The 15,099-nt window shown below is 54.4% G+C and carries 10 protein-coding genes; 2 read left to right on the forward strand and 8 right to left on the reverse strand.

Annotated features, from left to right (window positions below):
- Positions 1–35: 35 nt before the first annotated feature.
- A complete protein-coding gene (locus CXIVA_RS01740; protein WP_013976287.1) occupies positions 36–1,382 on the reverse strand; it encodes an aminotransferase class III-fold pyridoxal phosphate-dependent enzyme in 1,347 nt (448 codons plus the stop codon).
- Between the two features lie 301 nt (positions 1,383–1,683).
- On the opposite strand from CXIVA_RS01740, the gene CXIVA_RS01745 reads away from it, so the two are divergent.
- Positions 1,684–2,856, forward strand: a complete 1,173-nt coding sequence (locus CXIVA_RS01745; protein WP_013976288.1) for a PucR family transcriptional regulator ligand-binding domain-containing protein — start codon at positions 1,684–1,686, stop codon at positions 2,854–2,856.
- A 189-nt stretch (positions 2,857–3,045) separates the two neighbouring features.
- Here the strand turns inward: CXIVA_RS01745 and CXIVA_RS01750 are convergent, their stop codons facing one another.
- The 5 genes from CXIVA_RS01750 to CXIVA_RS01770 all read right to left on the reverse strand — a co-directional run bounded on the left by CXIVA_RS01750 (position 3,046) and on the right by CXIVA_RS01770 (position 10,968).
- Positions 3,046–3,495 carry a small multi-drug export protein gene (locus tag CXIVA_RS01750; RefSeq protein ID WP_173363200.1) on the reverse strand — a complete coding sequence of 150 codons (450 nt, stop codon included), beginning with the start codon at positions 3,493–3,495 and terminating at the stop codon, positions 3,046–3,048.
- 81 nt (positions 3,496–3,576) lie between these two features.
- Positions 3,577–4,887 (reverse strand): hypothetical protein, encoded by a 1,311-nt coding sequence (locus CXIVA_RS01755; protein ID WP_013976290.1) that lies wholly within the window; start codon positions 4,885–4,887, stop codon positions 3,577–3,579.
- 98 nt (positions 4,888–4,985) lie between these two features.
- On the reverse strand, positions 4,986–8,651 hold the full coding sequence (locus CXIVA_RS01760; RefSeq protein ID WP_013976291.1) for an isopeptide-forming domain-containing fimbrial protein: 3,666 nt from the start codon (positions 8,649–8,651) through the stop codon (positions 4,986–4,988).
- A gap of 265 nt (positions 8,652–8,916) precedes the next feature.
- Positions 8,917–9,816, reverse strand: coding sequence for a hypothetical protein (locus tag CXIVA_RS01765; RefSeq protein ID WP_013976292.1), 900 nt, complete (start codon positions 9,814–9,816; stop codon positions 8,917–8,919).
- 33 nt (positions 9,817–9,849) lie between these two features.
- Positions 9,850–10,968, reverse strand: a complete 1,119-nt coding sequence (locus CXIVA_RS01770; protein WP_013976293.1) for a DUF3048 domain-containing protein — start codon at positions 10,966–10,968, stop codon at positions 9,850–9,852.
- A gap of 311 nt (positions 10,969–11,279) precedes the next feature.
- Here CXIVA_RS01770 and CXIVA_RS01775 point away from each other — a divergent pair, with 311 nt between their 5' ends.
- Positions 11,280–12,737, forward strand: a complete 1,458-nt coding sequence (locus tag CXIVA_RS01775) for a trypsin-like peptidase domain-containing protein (protein ID WP_013976294.1) — start codon at positions 11,280–11,282, stop codon at positions 12,735–12,737.
- 55 nt (positions 12,738–12,792) lie between these two features.
- Here CXIVA_RS01775 and sstT read toward each other — a convergent pair whose 3' ends face one another.
- Both sstT and CXIVA_RS01785 read right to left on the reverse strand, forming a co-directional pair.
- The gene (sstT, locus tag CXIVA_RS01780) at positions 12,793–14,025 is read right to left on the reverse strand and encodes a serine/threonine transporter SstT (protein WP_013976295.1); all 1,233 of its coding nucleotides are present in this window, start codon (positions 14,023–14,025) and stop codon (positions 12,793–12,795) included.
- A gap of 102 nt (positions 14,026–14,127) precedes the next feature.
- Positions 14,128–15,093, reverse strand: coding sequence for a tRNA-dihydrouridine synthase family protein (locus CXIVA_RS01785; RefSeq protein ID WP_013976296.1), 966 nt, complete (start codon positions 15,091–15,093; stop codon positions 14,128–14,130).
- Positions 15,094–15,099 lie beyond the last annotated feature (6 nt).

The following is a 15,099-nucleotide window of genomic DNA, read 5'->3' on the forward strand; positions in this document are numbered from 1 at the left end:
TGTGCTTTTTTTATGTATCTTCACTGTATCCGGTTTCAGATCATGGTCTGATCCACTTCTGTCAGTACTTCATCCATCTTTTTCATCTCTTCCCGCAGCTGCTCTTCGGTAATAATCAGCGGCGGTGCCACCAGAATCATATTCTCATGGCTGAAGGTCAGAAATCCTTTCTGTTTTAACATGCCGATAATCTTTTTCATCTTTCCTTCCGGATCTTTTCCAAAGGGCACCAGCGGTTCCCGGGTCCTGCGGTCTTTCACCAGTTCCACCGCGGAAAACAGGCCGATGTAGCGGACATCTCCCACGGAAACATGTTTCGCTTTCAGGTCTTCCAGAATCTCTCCCAGAACTTTTCCCACCGTTTTTACATGTTCCGGTATGTTATGTTCCAGATAATAGGTGACACAGGCAGTTCCCGCCGCGCATGCCAGCGGGTGTCCGTTGTAGGTCAGCCCGCAGGAAAGCACATGATCGTCAAAATACTCTGCCACATCTTTGGAAACCACTACGCCGCCCAGCTGTACATATCCGCAGGTAACGCCTTTCGCGAAGGTGACCAGATCCGGTTTGACATCGAAATTCTGGAAGGCAAACATGGTTCCGGTCCGGCACCAGCCGGCCATTACCTCATCACATACCATCAGGATGCCGTATTTATCACAGATTTTCCGAACCCCCGGAAGATATCCTCTGGGCGGAATGATGACCCCGTTGGTACCGGTAACCGTCTCCATGATAATGGCCGCCACCTGGTCTTCTCCTTCAAACTGGATCTGTTCCTCCAGCCGTTTCAGACACCAGTCGGTATATGCTTCCTCTGTGTCAAAGGGAAGCGCATCCCGGTACCGGTACGGATCCCGGAATTTGATGAATCCCGGAATGCCCGGTTCCAGCGGAAACCGTCTGGGTTCGCCGGTGAGATTGCCTGCCCCGAAAGATGAGCCGTGATAGGAACGGTATCTGGAAAAGATTTTCTTTCTTCCGGTATACATCCGCGCGATCTTGATCGCGTTTTCATTGGCATCTGCTCCCGCATTGGTAAAGAATACTTTTGCCATATTGTCCGGCATCTGACGGATAATCAGTTCTGCCAGATCTCCTCTGTCCTTATCGCCGTAGGCTTCACTGACAAATGCGTACTGATCCAGTTTCCTCCGGATCGCGTCATTGATTTCCTGATTTCCGTAACCCAGATTCATGTTGACGTGCATGGAAGACATATCCGCGTAGCGATTGCCTTCATAATCATACAGATAGATGCCGGATGCCCGTTCGATGGGAATCGGATTCACGTTTTTCTGCGCGTTCCATGACTGCAGTACATAACTTTTCTGTTTGTTCCGAATGGCTTCGCCAATTGCTTTCTTCTCTGTAGCTTCCATAGTTTACTCCTTTACCTTCCGCCGGCGTTCTGCAGCTCCTTCTGCCCGCTGCCGGAAGCAATTTGTTTTTCATTGGATGCCCTTACTATACGGATTTCTGTATCCCGGTACAATGGGCCGCCGTCCAAAGCGCATTATGCCCGGGCACAGCATCGTCCCCTCCGCCGGCGATGCGACGATTGCGTTCCCGGCCGGAACTTGCTATAATATTCCCCAGGAAACAAAGAGGTTCTGCCCATTGGGCGGAGCCTCTTTTTTTGCGTGAACTGCACATCTCCCGCAGCAGAAAGGATTCAATTGTATGGAACTAAAACGATTAATTCAGCAGACGGAAGCGGTCACCCATGTCACCATTCATTTAAAAGCCGGTGCCCTGGGGCTGGAAAACAATGTCCGCTGGATGCATATTATTGAGAAATACAATACCGTGGAATTTATCAATGCCGGGGAACTGGTGCTGACCACCGGCATCGGCAATCTGGATGAAACCGAACTTCTGCAGATTATAGAAGCCGCCTGTCACCGGCACGCCTCCGGCATCCTGGTCAACACCGGTCCCTATATCCCGGAAATCCCGGATGCCGTCACCGCCTTCTGCGACGCCCACGGGTTCCCCCTCTACACCATCGCCTGGAAGGTGCAGCTGGCGGAAATCATGCATCAGTTCAGTATTTTTCTGACGGAAGAGGACCGGAAATACATCGAAACCGTAAACGCGTTTCGAAATGCCATCTTTCTCTATGAGCAGAAGGATCTGTATGAAATCTATCTGAATCGCTGCGGCTTCGATCCGGAATGGAATTACACAGCTGCCGTAATCCGGATCCATACGGACGCCTCCTCCGTCGATCTGACCCTTGCCGCGGAAAAGGCCTCCACCGATCTGCACAATTCCCTGTCCCATCACTTTCACCACACCATGGTCTTTTCAGACACGGACCGCATCATCGCAGTCGCGGGAAACTGCAGCACAAACACACTGAACTGCTTCCTTCAGGAGCTGCAGCGGTACCTGAAGATCTATCTGTCGGAGCAGGTATCCTGGACCATAGGCGTCGGCAAAACCACCAAAAGCATCCGTTGTCTGTACAAAAGCTACCGGCAGGCCGCTTCTGTGCAGAAGCTGCAGGAAAAACCGGAAATTTCCCGGGGAAAAATCTTTTATTCCGAGATGGGAATCTATAAGCTGCTGATGAATATCGAAGATCCCGAGATCATTGAGGACTATCTGGAATATACCCTCCGCCCGCTGCAGGACTATGACAGTCTGCATGAAGACGCCCTGGTGGAAACGCTGCGCTGTTACCTGAACAACGACGGAAGTGTGAAAAAAACCGCGGACCAGCTGTTTGTCCACCGGAATACCGTAAACTACCGGCTTCGGAAGATGGAATCCCTGCTGGGCACCAGCCTTTCCTCCAACGAGGGACGCATGCAGCTGACGGTGGCGCTGATGCTGCAGGATATCCTGTGATATGTGCCCGCCGGTCCGCTGACGCAGAATCCCTCTGTTCCCCGTTTCGTCTGCGGCTCCGGCACAGAAAAAACCGCAGGAAAACCGGAATGGCAAACTGCCCCCGATTATCAGATCTTCGGTCTGACAATTGGAGGCGGTTCCATTGCTCACAGTTTTCCTGCGGTTTTTCTTATTCTTCGGCCCGGGTCATCCCCGGCCCATCAGGCGGAAAATCGCCGTAAAGGCGCCGGCGCTGACTGCGCCCATAATGATCCCCGCCAGAATCACGCCCAGCATCACAGCAATGACGCTTTTCTTAAAGCCGAAATCCAGCAGGCTGGCGGCCAGTGTCCCGGTCCAGGCGCCGGTGCCCGGAAGGGGAATTCCCACAAAAAGAAGCAGCGCGAGAAACAGGCCTCTTCCGGCTTTTTCCTTCAGTTTCTGACCGCCTTTTTCTCCTTTTTCCAGGCAGAAGGTAAAGAATCTGCCAATCAGCGGTTTATCTTTTCCCCACTGCAGAAATCCCCGTGCGAAGAGATAGATAAACGGCACCGGAATCATATTGCCGATGACGCACAGAATATAGGACTGCAGCAGGGGCAGGTGCAGCCCCTGTGAAATGGGGATCGCTCCCCGCAGTTCCACAATGGGCACCATGGATACAAAAAAGCAGATTAAGTAGTTCTTAAACACAGAAACCTCCTGATGTTCTGATTTCCTCTGCCGGCTTCTTACATCTTACTCGGCAAGTGACTTGGGATTCACCATATCGTCCAGCAGCTTCTCCGCGCTGACCAGACGGACACAGATCGTAAACAGGTGGGCGGCCATCTTCAGGTCTTCAATCGGCGGATAGGACGGCGCCACGCGGATCGTTGTATCATAAGGATCTTTGCCGTAGGGCCAGGTCGCGCCGGCCTTTGTCATGGTCACGCCGGCCTTTTTGCATTTGCGCACCACACGCTGCGCGCAGCCCGGCAGGGTTTCAAAACTGATGAAATAGCCTCCCTTGGGCTTGGTCCATTCGCCAATGCCCAGCTCGCCCAGATTATCTTCAAAGATCTGCAGCACTGCCTCGAATTTCGGGCGGAGAATATCTGCCTGTTTCCGCATATGCTCCACCATCCCGTGGATATCGCCGAAAAATCTCACATGGCGCAGCTGATTTACTTTGTCGTGCCCGATGGTCTGGCAGGAAAGCTGTTCGATGATCTCTTCCATATTGTTCGGAGAGGTGGCCAGCGCCGCAATGCCGCTGCCCGGGAATGTGATTTTGGAAGTGGAGGCAAATTTGTATACCATATCCGGATTGCCGGCCCGCTTGCATTCTGCCAGAATCTCAATCAGATAATCCTGGTCCTCGTCGTAGAGATGATGGATCCCGTACGCATTGTCCCAGAAAATACGGAAGTCCTTGGCCGCCGGTTTCAGATGGGCAAACCGGCGGACCGTGGTATCCGAATAGGAATACCCCTGCGGGTTGGAATACTTGGGTACGCACATGATTCCCTTAATGGACTCATCCTTTGCCACCAGTTCCTCAATTTTGTCCATATCCGGTCCTTCCGGAGACATGGCAATGGGGATCATCTCAATATGAAAATGTTCCAGGATCTTAAAATGACGGTCATACCCCGGTACCGGACAGAGGAATTTCACTTTGTCCAGCTTGCACCAGGGGGTACTGCCCATCACACCCTGGGTCATGGCACGGGATACGGTATCGTAGATGACATTCAGCGCGGAATTTCCGTAGATGATGATATTGTCCGGATTGTTCTCCATCATATCGCCCATCAGTTCCTTCACTTCCTGAATGCCGGTCAGTACGCCATAATTTCGGCAGTCTGTGCCATCCTCGCAGCGCAGGTCCGCCTGGGAAGACAGGATATCCATCATTCCCATGGAGAGATCCAGCTGCTCGGTACATGGCTTTCCGCGGCTCATATCCAGAGTCAGATCCATATCCTGGAATCTGCGGTACTCTTTCTTCAGCTTGCTGATTTCTGCCTCAAGCTCTTCTTTGCTCATTTCTTTATACGGCTTCATTGCGATACCTCCCATTCCATACCTGTCATTCAAAAAAAACCTAAATGATATACTACTAACAATCTTACCCAAATGCAAGGGAGTCATCTAAAAAACATTTATTTTCCTCTGTGTCTGAATCTGTACCGGAGGGCAGCCAGAAGCCCTGCAGCAGCCAGGGATCCTGCCAGGAGCCCCCCGGCGGCATGCCTTCTGTCGCCGGTTTTCACCGGTTCTGTTTTCCGGCTGTTCCCGCTGCTGCCGGACGCGTCCGCCACTTCCGTGATATGCTCCGGCTCTGTCACCTGTATTTCCTCCAGGTCTTCTGCCCCGGGCGTATTCTCTCCCCGGGCCGCTGCCCGGTTCCGGATTTTTCCGTCTCTGTCAAACCTGCGGAAATCCGGATCCAGCTTCGTCCGGTAGGTCACTTTTAGTTCTTCACCATAAGACAGATCCACACCCGTGTCAATCCGGAAGGAGGTATCTTTTACCCGGATTTTACAAGTTTCGGTAATCTCTTTGTTTTTCCAGGTAACCGCGATGGAATCTCTGTCCATATGGGCTCCGGGATCCAGGATCTGATCCGTGACGGTCACCCGGCGGGCGGTTTCCTTTTCCCGCTCCTGGGTAACCAGCAGCGTGTATTCCGGTGTGTCCCCCGGATTCTGCCAGGTGTCCCCGGTCAGTTTATCCATATTCAGCCCCGGCGCTTTGACTGTTACGGTATGGGCTGTGCCGGCCTTTCCCCGGTCGCTGCGCACTTCCGCTGTATTTTCCCCTTTTTCGCCTGCCAGCTTTCCGTCTTCAATCACCGCCCGGTAAGTCACTGTCATTCCGGTCAGTGTCTTAGGGCCGTTCCATTCCTCCCAGGCGGCTTTCTCTTCTTTCCCCATCCGATCTGTTTCCGTAAGAAACGGATGGGCTCCTTTTTCCGATACCAGATTCCGGTTCGTAACAATCACAAATCCGTTCTCCCCCACGGACACAGCGGCATCTTTGATCAGAGTTCCTTTCGGATCCAGCAGCGTAATGGAATCCGGAAGAAGCCGGATCCCCTTGGTGCGGATCCGGTCCTGAATCACCACATGGCGGGCCAGGGTTCCCGGCTTCCGGTTGCTGACAGACAGGCGGTATTCCACTTCCTCGCCGACCCGGTATTTGTCCCGGCCGGCGGTTTTCTCTATGAAATCCTCTTCCCGGTTGATCCACACCCGTTCCCGGTCCCGGGCCTCCGGTACCGCATAGGCCAGGGCAGCGGCTGTATTGGTTACGGTCTTCCCGGCGGCTGCCCCGTCTGCTTCCGCCCGGAAGGTTATGGTAAGAATCTTTCCGTAAGGCAGGACCGCTCCTTTTTTCTGGCGCAGGATCCAGCCATTGTCCGGCGCGGTGTCCAGGATATAGTCCCCCGGATCCGCTCCTTTGATTTCGATGCTGTCTTTTCTCACTTTAAGATCCCGGGGCAGTGACAGATCCTGCACCCTGAGATCTGTGGCGTCCGCCTTTGGGTTGCGGTTTTCCACCTGAATCGTATAGGCCGTTTCCTCTCCCGGCTTCCCTTCAAAATGGTCCGCCTTTTTCTCCACAGCCAGACCGGGAGCGCCTTCGTTTTCCCCCCGGGGATCCGTTTTTGTGGTCAGATGCAGGGATGTGCGGGTCTGATTGGAAAAACGCCGGGTTCCGTTGATTGCCACCGAAGCCCGGTTCTCCCAGCAGACCCGGGTACGGGATTCGGAAAAATGCCGGTGCGCTTCCAGTTCCTCTTCCGTAAGATTTTTCCGCAGCCCCACGGTAAGAAAGAGCGCGATTTCCCCGCCGTCCGCTGCTGTTCCTGTCAGTTTTCCGGATTTCAGGGCCTCCGGTTTCGCCCGGGCGGTTATTTTCCCGTCTGTCCGGTCAATCGCGAAGCATTCTGTCAGATCCTCGCCCTTTTTGTTCCGCAGCTGAACCCCTGCGGTGGCTGCGTCCAGGCAGCTGTCCAGCTGATCTTCCCACACCAGGCTTTCCAGCAGAAGGCCGGCGGGAAGTTTCTGCCGGACACAGTAGGTCATTGTCTCATATCTGTGACGCAGGGAATTGGATGTTACTTTTGTTTCATCCGCGTCCGTTACCGTCTTTTCCGGCTCTTCCGGCTTTGGCACCGGCACATGGGTGACGGTCTGTTCCGTCTCTTTTTTCATTCCGTCCACCGTCAGCTCCCCACGGTTGCGGAAAATCCACTCCTGCTCCGATTCCCCGTGCCTGTGAGAGGGATCCAGGCGGGACCGGTCGCCGGAACGGGCCTCCGGACGCACCGATACATCCACCAGCAGACGGATGCGGCTGCCTTTGCGCCCGGTTCCGTAAAAGTCAGCATCCGCAAGAAGCTCCTCTTTGGCCCGGGCAGTAATCTCATTATTTGCAACCAAAATGTCAAACTGCCCGGTCAGTTCTCTGCCCTCTTCGGAAACAATCCGGATATCCGATGGTCTGATCGCATCCCCGTCACCGGAAACCAGACAGGTGTCTATGGCATCTTTCCATACGAAGCTGCTGTACTGCTCGCCGGCATTGTCCGCGATTCCCGCCGGAACCCGGTAACTGAGCTCATAGCGCCAGGAACTGCCGATATTCGGCACGGTATTTTCTGTCACGCCGGTTTCATCCGCTCCCTCGCCCAGGTCAGATACCTGTTTGCTCAGTTCTCCGTATGTCTTCCAGAAGGAATACCGGGAAGTGGCAAACCAGGCGCGTACCCCCTGTCTGCCGGGATGCGCCTGCCAGTCCGACTGTTTGCCGCCGGTTCCGGAGGATCCGGTATAATACGTCACCTTCAGGCGGCTGGAATGATAGGTAATGCCGAACATCTTCTCCGGTGTATGCACATCATCCGCGTCACGCAGGTCTCCGGCATCCGCAAAAAGATAAATGTCTCCATTGTCTGCCCGGGTATTGCGCTTTTTCGCTGTCAGACCGGCATACAGCGCCGTATCATCCGTGACGGCAGCCTGCGTCACGCCGCCCTGTACCGCCATGGCCTGCCCGTTGTCCACATCATTGTAGGTAACGTTGGATTTGATCGTATAGGACCTGCCCGGCGTCCTGGCTGCCGCGGATCCATAGGCAAAGGAATAGCTGATTTCCGCCTGTTCCACCCCCACGATATCCACGGCCGGCAGACCGCCTTCCAGGCTTTTTCCAAAGGCCGCGTAAGGATGGACATATGCCGGCGCGTTCTTTTCAAAAAACTTCCAGGGGCGGGTCCGGTATCCGGAAATCCTGGCGGTAACCTTCACCGGTACATAGCCGCTCCATTTTCCCTGCCGGACTGCGTTGCTGTCCGCGGGATCGTAGTAATAATAATTGTCATAGACCACAGACACCCCGTCCGCGTCGGTCTGGTCCAGGTTGTATACAATACTGTTTTTCCCGCCCAGTGTCTCCCGTTCCTCATTCTGTATCCAGGACGGCGCCGGCACACTGCCGGCCGACCAGGTGACCCGGGATAGGGCTGCGGCGGGGACACCATCATAAGCGGGAACCAGCGTTCTCCCGTATTCCGGATCAATCCGGAAGGCATGGCCCTTCGTCAGGGAAGAAGAAACCAGCGCGGAGGCACTGTCTCCGATCAGGGCAGAGGCAGGTTTCCTGTTTTCGGACTGCTGGATCATCTGATAGACTTTTTCTGTACTGTCTGACGCCTCGCGGATCTCTGATCCGACGCCCAGAGCCGCAAGAGGGGCCGTAAGGGGCAGCACAGCTGCCAGGCCGCCGCAGAACAGGATCTTCCGTTTGTTTCTTTTTTTCATGGATCATCGCTGGGAATGCCACAGACGGGAGGATATTTCGACCGGAATATCCGATGCAGGAATATGCGTCTATCCTAGCACATTCCGCAGACACACTCCAGAGATTTTCCGCTGTACAAAACAGAGATTTTACACCCGGTATTCCGGAAAAATCAAAAGGGAGCAGACCCTCCTCCGGTCTGCTCCCTTCGTCTGAATTTCTTTCCCTGTCCGGCTTTGTCCCTGCCGGGTCCCGGCTTGGCGGCCGAAAGAAAAGTGCACAATCCTACCGGGCCACAATCTCCAGTTCCCGCCGCAGATATCCCATGATCTGATCCCGAAGCAGCTGCAGGGCCTCTTCCTGCGCCGGGTACCAGACGGATGTCCCGTCCCTGTGCCGGATCTGTATTCCCGCGTCGGAACGAGCCAGAGTATCCGGATTCTCCACAGTTCCTGCCGTCTGACGCAGCCGCGACAAAAGCCAGGTTTCCTCCGCGGGGGTCAGATTTCTCCGGTATTTCTCATCTGCGCTGAAGAACTCCCCGCCGATCTGGCTGTTTTCATACAGAAGCATCCATCGGTCTGCTTCTGTCTCCAGTGTAAATCGATCCTCCTGACCGCCCCGGATCAGGGGTTCCGCCTCGGAATGCAGCGTAAATCCCGCAATGCCGGCCAAAGGATTCTCTTCCCCTGCCTTCCGTACTGCTGCCAGGGGCACCGACACCTGGCGCACCGGTTCGTGGGGCAGGAACAGATTGTCGGTGCGGTGCGCAAGAATCTCCTCCCAGCCCGGAAGGGTAGACAGGATTTCTTCCCAGTGTTCGCTGGGAAGCCTGCTGACTGCTGCCTTCAGTTCGGGCGAGGGCCGAAACCGCTCATCCCGGATGCTTCGGAGCAGACGCAGGATCCGGCTGTTCCAGACTTTTGTGGAATTCATATCATAGTAATACGCAAATCCGCCCGGTGTGCTGTTGTCCACACAGTAATAGACAAATCCGGTCAGCAGATCAATCTCCAGGCTTCTGATATACTGCCCCGGCTTTTCCTCCAGCGTCAGCAGTCTGCGCCTGGAGCGCCTGCCGAGGGGGATTTTATACGCGCCCTTTTCATCTTCATAATTCAGGCATCCGCCGTTAAGAAACGCGCGGTAAGTGCCCCGGACGTCTGATTTTTTTATTTCCTTCACGATCCTGTCTTCCTGTTCTTTCTGTCTGCCGGGTCAGGCGTTCCGCTTTGCCCTGGCTTTTTCGAATGCTTCTTTATTCTTATAAAATCCGGTTCGTTTCATGTAATCGGTTTTGACGGCGCAGATCCAGGTTTTTCCCTGATTCAGGGTAATTTCCTTTCCCTTGGAATCATAATAGCGGGTCGGCCCGGTTTTGCCTGATTTCTTCCAGGTGATGGCCTCGTATCTGCCCCTTGTAATGTAATACCCCTTGCCGCTGCCGGTATTCACCACATCCAGATATTCATGGGTCTTGTCCAGTACGCTCCATTTGCAGCTCTGAATGATGATATTGGTGACTTCCAGCTGTTTGCCGGAATTGGTATCCCGGTGGCGTTCTCCCCAGTCATAGTGACGATAGACCTTTCGGGAAGCATCATAGACAAAATACCCCTTGCCGCGGTAATATCCGGGATCTACGATTTTCGCGGATTTGCCTTCCGTCAGTTCCATGGGCTTTGCGTCATCCGTATGGAACCGGAGTCCGTTCCGGAATCCGGATTTGTGGGCAGTCCGGTACTTCCGTTTCTGAATGCCCGCGGCCAGGGCCCTGCCATTGGTATAGGCATTGTGGGGCGCCCGCCGGGTGCTGTCCCGGAAATAAGTCACATTGGCCAGATCGCCGTCCATACCATTCAGGTCATCGATGGCCTTTAATTTCGGCTTGGCGATCCAGGACTGCCCGTAGTGGGCGTAGATGGCGTCCTGTTCCTGCGCCCAGTAGATAAAATAATGGCGGGCGCTGCGGCAGGGCATCAGTTTGTCTGCTTTTTTATAATTCTGCATCACCAGCATGTATCTGGTTTCGTCCCCTTCCATCGGCGCCTCATAGATAAGATCCGCGGCACGCAGCCCGTAATGGGGATATCCGCCGATCTCGTTGCTGATCATCAGCGCCACCGGACGCTGACCGGCCAGTTTCGCGCTGATCCACTGGCCGGTCAGGGGACTTCTCTCCTGGCCGGGATGGGTATCCTGCACGGTCTGTTCTGCCGGGCCGGAACTGTCCGGCAAACTGCTGCCGGCGCTGTTCTGCTGTCTGCCGCAGGCCCCAAGCAAAGTTACACTCAATGCCGCAAGCAATCCGATGGAAACAATCTTTTTCTTTTTCATCTCATTTTCTCCACACTGCATCATCTGTTTACGGTACCGCACACCCCTGAAATCTCTGTTTTACTGCTGCAAAACCACGGACTGTGAATTAAGAAAATTATAGCATACTCCCGGTATCCCGTAAATCAGCCGCCCGGTAATCCCCCTGCTTTCTGTTCACGCTTTCTTCACACTTCAAACAAAATTACATAACAAACCTTTCGTATGATCAGTACCAGAAACAGCAGAAATGATTCAGACAGAAAACAAGCGCAGCGGGCCGGCAGATCTGCCTCCGCTGTGTGATCAGCAAATAGAAGGAGGATACACTTATGTATGAAGAAGATAAAAAAAGAGAAGAAGTGACACTGCCGGAGATCACAGTGGAATATGTGGAGGAAACGGGTTCCGGCGCCAACCATGACAGCCGGAATACCCGGGGACGGAAAACAGGACCCCGGAAGAAACTAGGATTTATCGGAAAGTCCCTCTGCGCGGCAGTCATAATCGGCGGCATTTCCGGCGGTATGGTGCTGGGGTCCTTTGCCCTGGGGTCGAATATCACCGGCAGCGCTTCCGCCACCACCACCTCCGCCGCGCTGAGTACGGTATCCGGCTCTTCCGGCAGTACCGGCAGTTCCGAAAGTTCCGGTTCTTCCTACTCCGTTTCCCAGATTGCGTCCAAATGCACCTCCTCCGTAGTGGCCATCACAAACAAGAGTGTCACCGAAACCCAGAACATGTTCGGTCAGAATACCATGTCGGAAAGCGAAAGCGCCGGCTCCGGCGTCATCATCAGCCAGTCCGGCGGAAAAGTCTATATTGTCACAAACTACCATGTCATCGAAGACGCCGAGACCCTCACCGTCTGCTTCAATGACTCGAAAAAATACGTCTACAAGGCCTCTGTCGTAGGCACGGATGAAGAGAATGACCTGGCGGTTATCTCCGTCTCCACCAAAAGCATGAGTTCTGCCGCCCTGAAATCCATCACCGTGGCAACCATCGGTGATTCTTCCAAATCTTCCGTGGGCGACCAGGTGGTAGCCATCGGCAACGCGCTGGGATACGGCCAGTCGGTGACCTCCGGTTACATCAGCGCCCTGAACAAGGAAGTAACGGTCAGTGACAGCGGAACCACCCAGACCCTGATTCAGACCGACGCAGCCATCAATCCGGGCAACAGCGGCGGCGCCCTGTTTAACATGCAGGGAGAACTGATCGGCATTAACTCGGCGAAATATTCCGACACCTCTGTAGAGGGCATGGGATTTGCAATTCCCATGTCCAAGGCAGAATCCATCATCAAAAATCTGATGAAAGGCAACTCCAACGCGAAGCTTACCAACGGATACGGCTATCTGGGCATCTACGGCCAGGATGTGGACTCTTCTGATTCCGAATCCTATAACATTCCCCAGGGAGTCTATGTTTCCCAGGTACTCAGCGGATCTGCCGCGGAAACTGCCGGCCTTCAGAAAGGTGATGTCATCACCGGCTTAGGCAGCAAGACCATCACCAGCATGTCGCAGCTGCAGAGCGCCCTGCAGTATTATAAAGGCGGAACAAAAGTAAAAATCACTTACTACCGCAGCAGCAACGGCAGCTACAGCAAAAAGACCGTATCCGTTACGCTGGGAACCGCCAGCAGCTCCTCCTCTTCTTCCTCTTCCGGAAATTCCAGCCGGAGCGGCAGCAATTCCGAAACCTATGGCAATTCCGAAAATTCCCGGGATTACAGCCAGTACTTCGGCAGCGGCCAGGGTTCTTCCCAGAATTACGGATACTGACAGCAAAAAAAAGGAACTTCTCCGGCCGGAGAAGTTCCTTTTTTTCCGGGCTGCTTCAGATCGGAAGCTTTCGCCCTTCTTTTTTCCACTGCAGGAATTCCGCAGTGGCGGTAAAAATCACGTCGCCGGAAGAATTCAGGGCTGTTTCCATGGAGTCCTGAATGACGCTGATAATAAATCCCACGCCAACCACCAGCATGGCCGTATCATTGGAAATCCCGAACATGGAGCATCCCAGCGGCACCAGAAGCAGGGAACCGCCGGCAACCCCACTGGAACCACAAGCCGCCAGCGTGGCTACCACGCTCAGCACAATAGCAGAGGGCAGATCCACATGAATCCCCATGGTATATGCCGCCGACAGGGAAAAGGTCGTGATCGTAACCGCCGCCCCGTCCATATTTATGGTGGCTCCCAGGGGAATGGAAACCGAATACATGTCCGGGTCCAGTCCCAGGTCTTCGCACAATTCCATATTAACCGGAATATTCGCCGCGGATGACCGGGTGAAGAATGCCGTCACGCCGCTCTGCCGGATACAGCGAAAGATCAGGGGATAGGGATTGTGCCGCAGGGTAATTCCCACAATCAGCGGATTCACCACCAGCGCCACCAGAAGCATCGTGCCCACCAGCAGGGCCATCAGTTTGCCGTAAGTCACAAAAATATCCAGTCCGCTGGAAGATACGGAATCAAAGACAAGTCCCAGGATGCCGAAGGGCGCGCAGCTGATAATCCAGCGCACCACCTTGGATACTGCTTCTGACAGATCCATCATCAGTGTCTTTGTCGTCTCTCCGGCCTTTCTTAAGGCCACCCCCAGGATCACCGCCCAGAACAGGATCCCGATGTAATTGGCGTTGCCAAGGGACTGGACCGGATTGGACACCACGCTGGTCAGAAGTGAAGTCAGCACTTCCGAAACTCCCTTCGGCGCCGCCGACGTATCCGCTGACGCGGCGGAGGAAGGCAGGGCAATCTCCACCGGATTCAGGAAATTCATTCCCACAGCCACAATCGCCGCGCAGAGCGTACTGAACAGATACAGGGCAATGACTGTACGGAATTTTTTTGCGCTGCCGCTTTTTGCCTGGGAAAGAGACGCGGATACCAGGACGAATACCAGTACCGGCGCGATTGCTTTCAGCGCTCCCACAAATAAAGTGCCCAGCAGGGCGATCCCCTTTATCTCCGGCGCCAGGATGCCCAGCACCGCGCCAATTGCCAGCCCGATGAGAATCCTCAGAATCAGGCTCATGCCATTCCATTTTTTCAGAATTTTTTTCATTTTCTCTGCTCTCCCGGTGATCAAAAAGGATGCAGCCGTCTCCATCTACGGAGGGCTGCCGGTTTTCAGACGTATTTGTTGATTATATCGGATTCCCCCTGTCTATGCAAGCATTCTGCAGTGGAGAAACAGATCCCCCAGCGCCCCTTCATATTCCGCAATGGTCCGGGCTTTCCGGATTTTTCGGATGTATTTCCCGCTGTCCGGGAACCTGCTGCCCAGATAGCCCCAGATCTCCTTCATTTTGCACATAACCTGCAGATCCCCGGACATTTCCGCCGCGTAGTCATTCATCAGGCAGTCCAAGAACTGTTTCAGTTCCTCCGGTTTCATCGGTTCGCCGCCCCGCAGTCTGCGGAAAACTGCCGGATCCGCCACCATTCCCCGGCCGATCATAACTGCCCGGACCGCCGGAAACTGCGCTTCGATCCGCCGGCAGTCCGCCACGGTATTCACATCTCCGTTATACACCAGCGGGTGTACACAGTCCGCGTAAAACCGGGCAAATATTTCCAGATGGGGCTTTCCCTGATACATCTCTTTCTGTACCCGGGGATGCACTGTGACCTCCGCCAGGGGGTAGCGATTGTATACAGCAATCAGCCGGTCTGCCTCTGCCGGCTCCCGGACGCCGATTCTGGTTTTCACTGACAGGACCGGGCTTTTTCCCTCTTTTTCCTTTTTCTGCCGCAGCAGCTCAAACACCTGCGCAAAGAACCGGTCCAGGCCATCCGGGTCTTCCAGCATACCGGCCCCCTTGTGCCGCGCGGTCACGGTCCCGGACGGACAGCCCAGATTCAGGTTGATCTCCGGATATCCCAGATCATACAGTTGCTCCGCGGCCCATACCAGCTGTTCCGGCCGGTTGGTGAGGATCTGCGGAATCAGGGTCAGTGTCCGGTTGTTTGCCGGAGCCACATCTCTCTGTTCTTTCTTCTTGAAGGTCAGGGTCTGATTCGCTACCAGAAACGGGGAAAAATACCGGTCCGCTCCCGGAAAAAACTTCTGGACAGCATTGCGGAACGGATAACCGGTGATTCCCTCCAGCGGTGCTGCGTAATACTTCATCCGTGC

Source organism: Clostridium sp. SY8519 (assembly GCF_000270305.1).
Classification (GTDB): Bacteria; Bacillota; Clostridia; order Lachnospirales; family Lachnospiraceae; genus SY8519.

Excerpts from the sequence above, each read along its gene's own strand:
- CXIVA_RS01740 (WP_013976287.1), bottom strand. The coding sequence starts at position 1,382 with ATGGAAGCTACAGAGAAGAAAGCAATTGGCGAAGCCATTCGGAACAAA.
- CXIVA_RS01745 (WP_013976288.1), top strand. The coding sequence starts at position 1,684 with ATGGAACTAAAACGATTAATTCAGCAGACGGAAGCGGTCACCCATGTC.
- CXIVA_RS01750 (WP_173363200.1), bottom strand. The coding sequence starts at position 3,495 with ATGGTGCCCATTGTGGAACTGCGGGGAGCGATCCCCATTTCACAGGGG.
- CXIVA_RS01755 (WP_013976290.1), bottom strand. The coding sequence starts at position 4,887 with ATGAAGCCGTATAAAGAAATGAGCAAAGAAGAGCTTGAGGCAGAAATC.
- CXIVA_RS01760 (WP_013976291.1), bottom strand. The coding sequence starts at position 8,651 with ATGAAAAAAAGAAACAAACGGAAGATCCTGTTCTGCGGCGGCCTGGCA.
- CXIVA_RS01770 (WP_013976293.1), bottom strand. The coding sequence starts at position 10,968 with ATGAAAAAGAAAAAGATTGTTTCCATCGGATTGCTTGCGGCATTGAGT.
- CXIVA_RS01775 (WP_013976294.1), top strand. The coding sequence starts at position 11,280 with ATGTATGAAGAAGATAAAAAAAGAGAAGAAGTGACACTGCCGGAGATC.
- sstT (WP_013976295.1), bottom strand. The coding sequence starts at position 14,025 with ATGAAAAAAATTCTGAAAAAATGGAATGGCATGAGCCTGATTCTGAGG.
- CXIVA_RS01785 (WP_013976296.1), bottom strand. The coding sequence starts at position 15,093 with ATGAAGTATTACGCAGCACCGCTGGAGGGAATCACCGGTTATCCGTTC.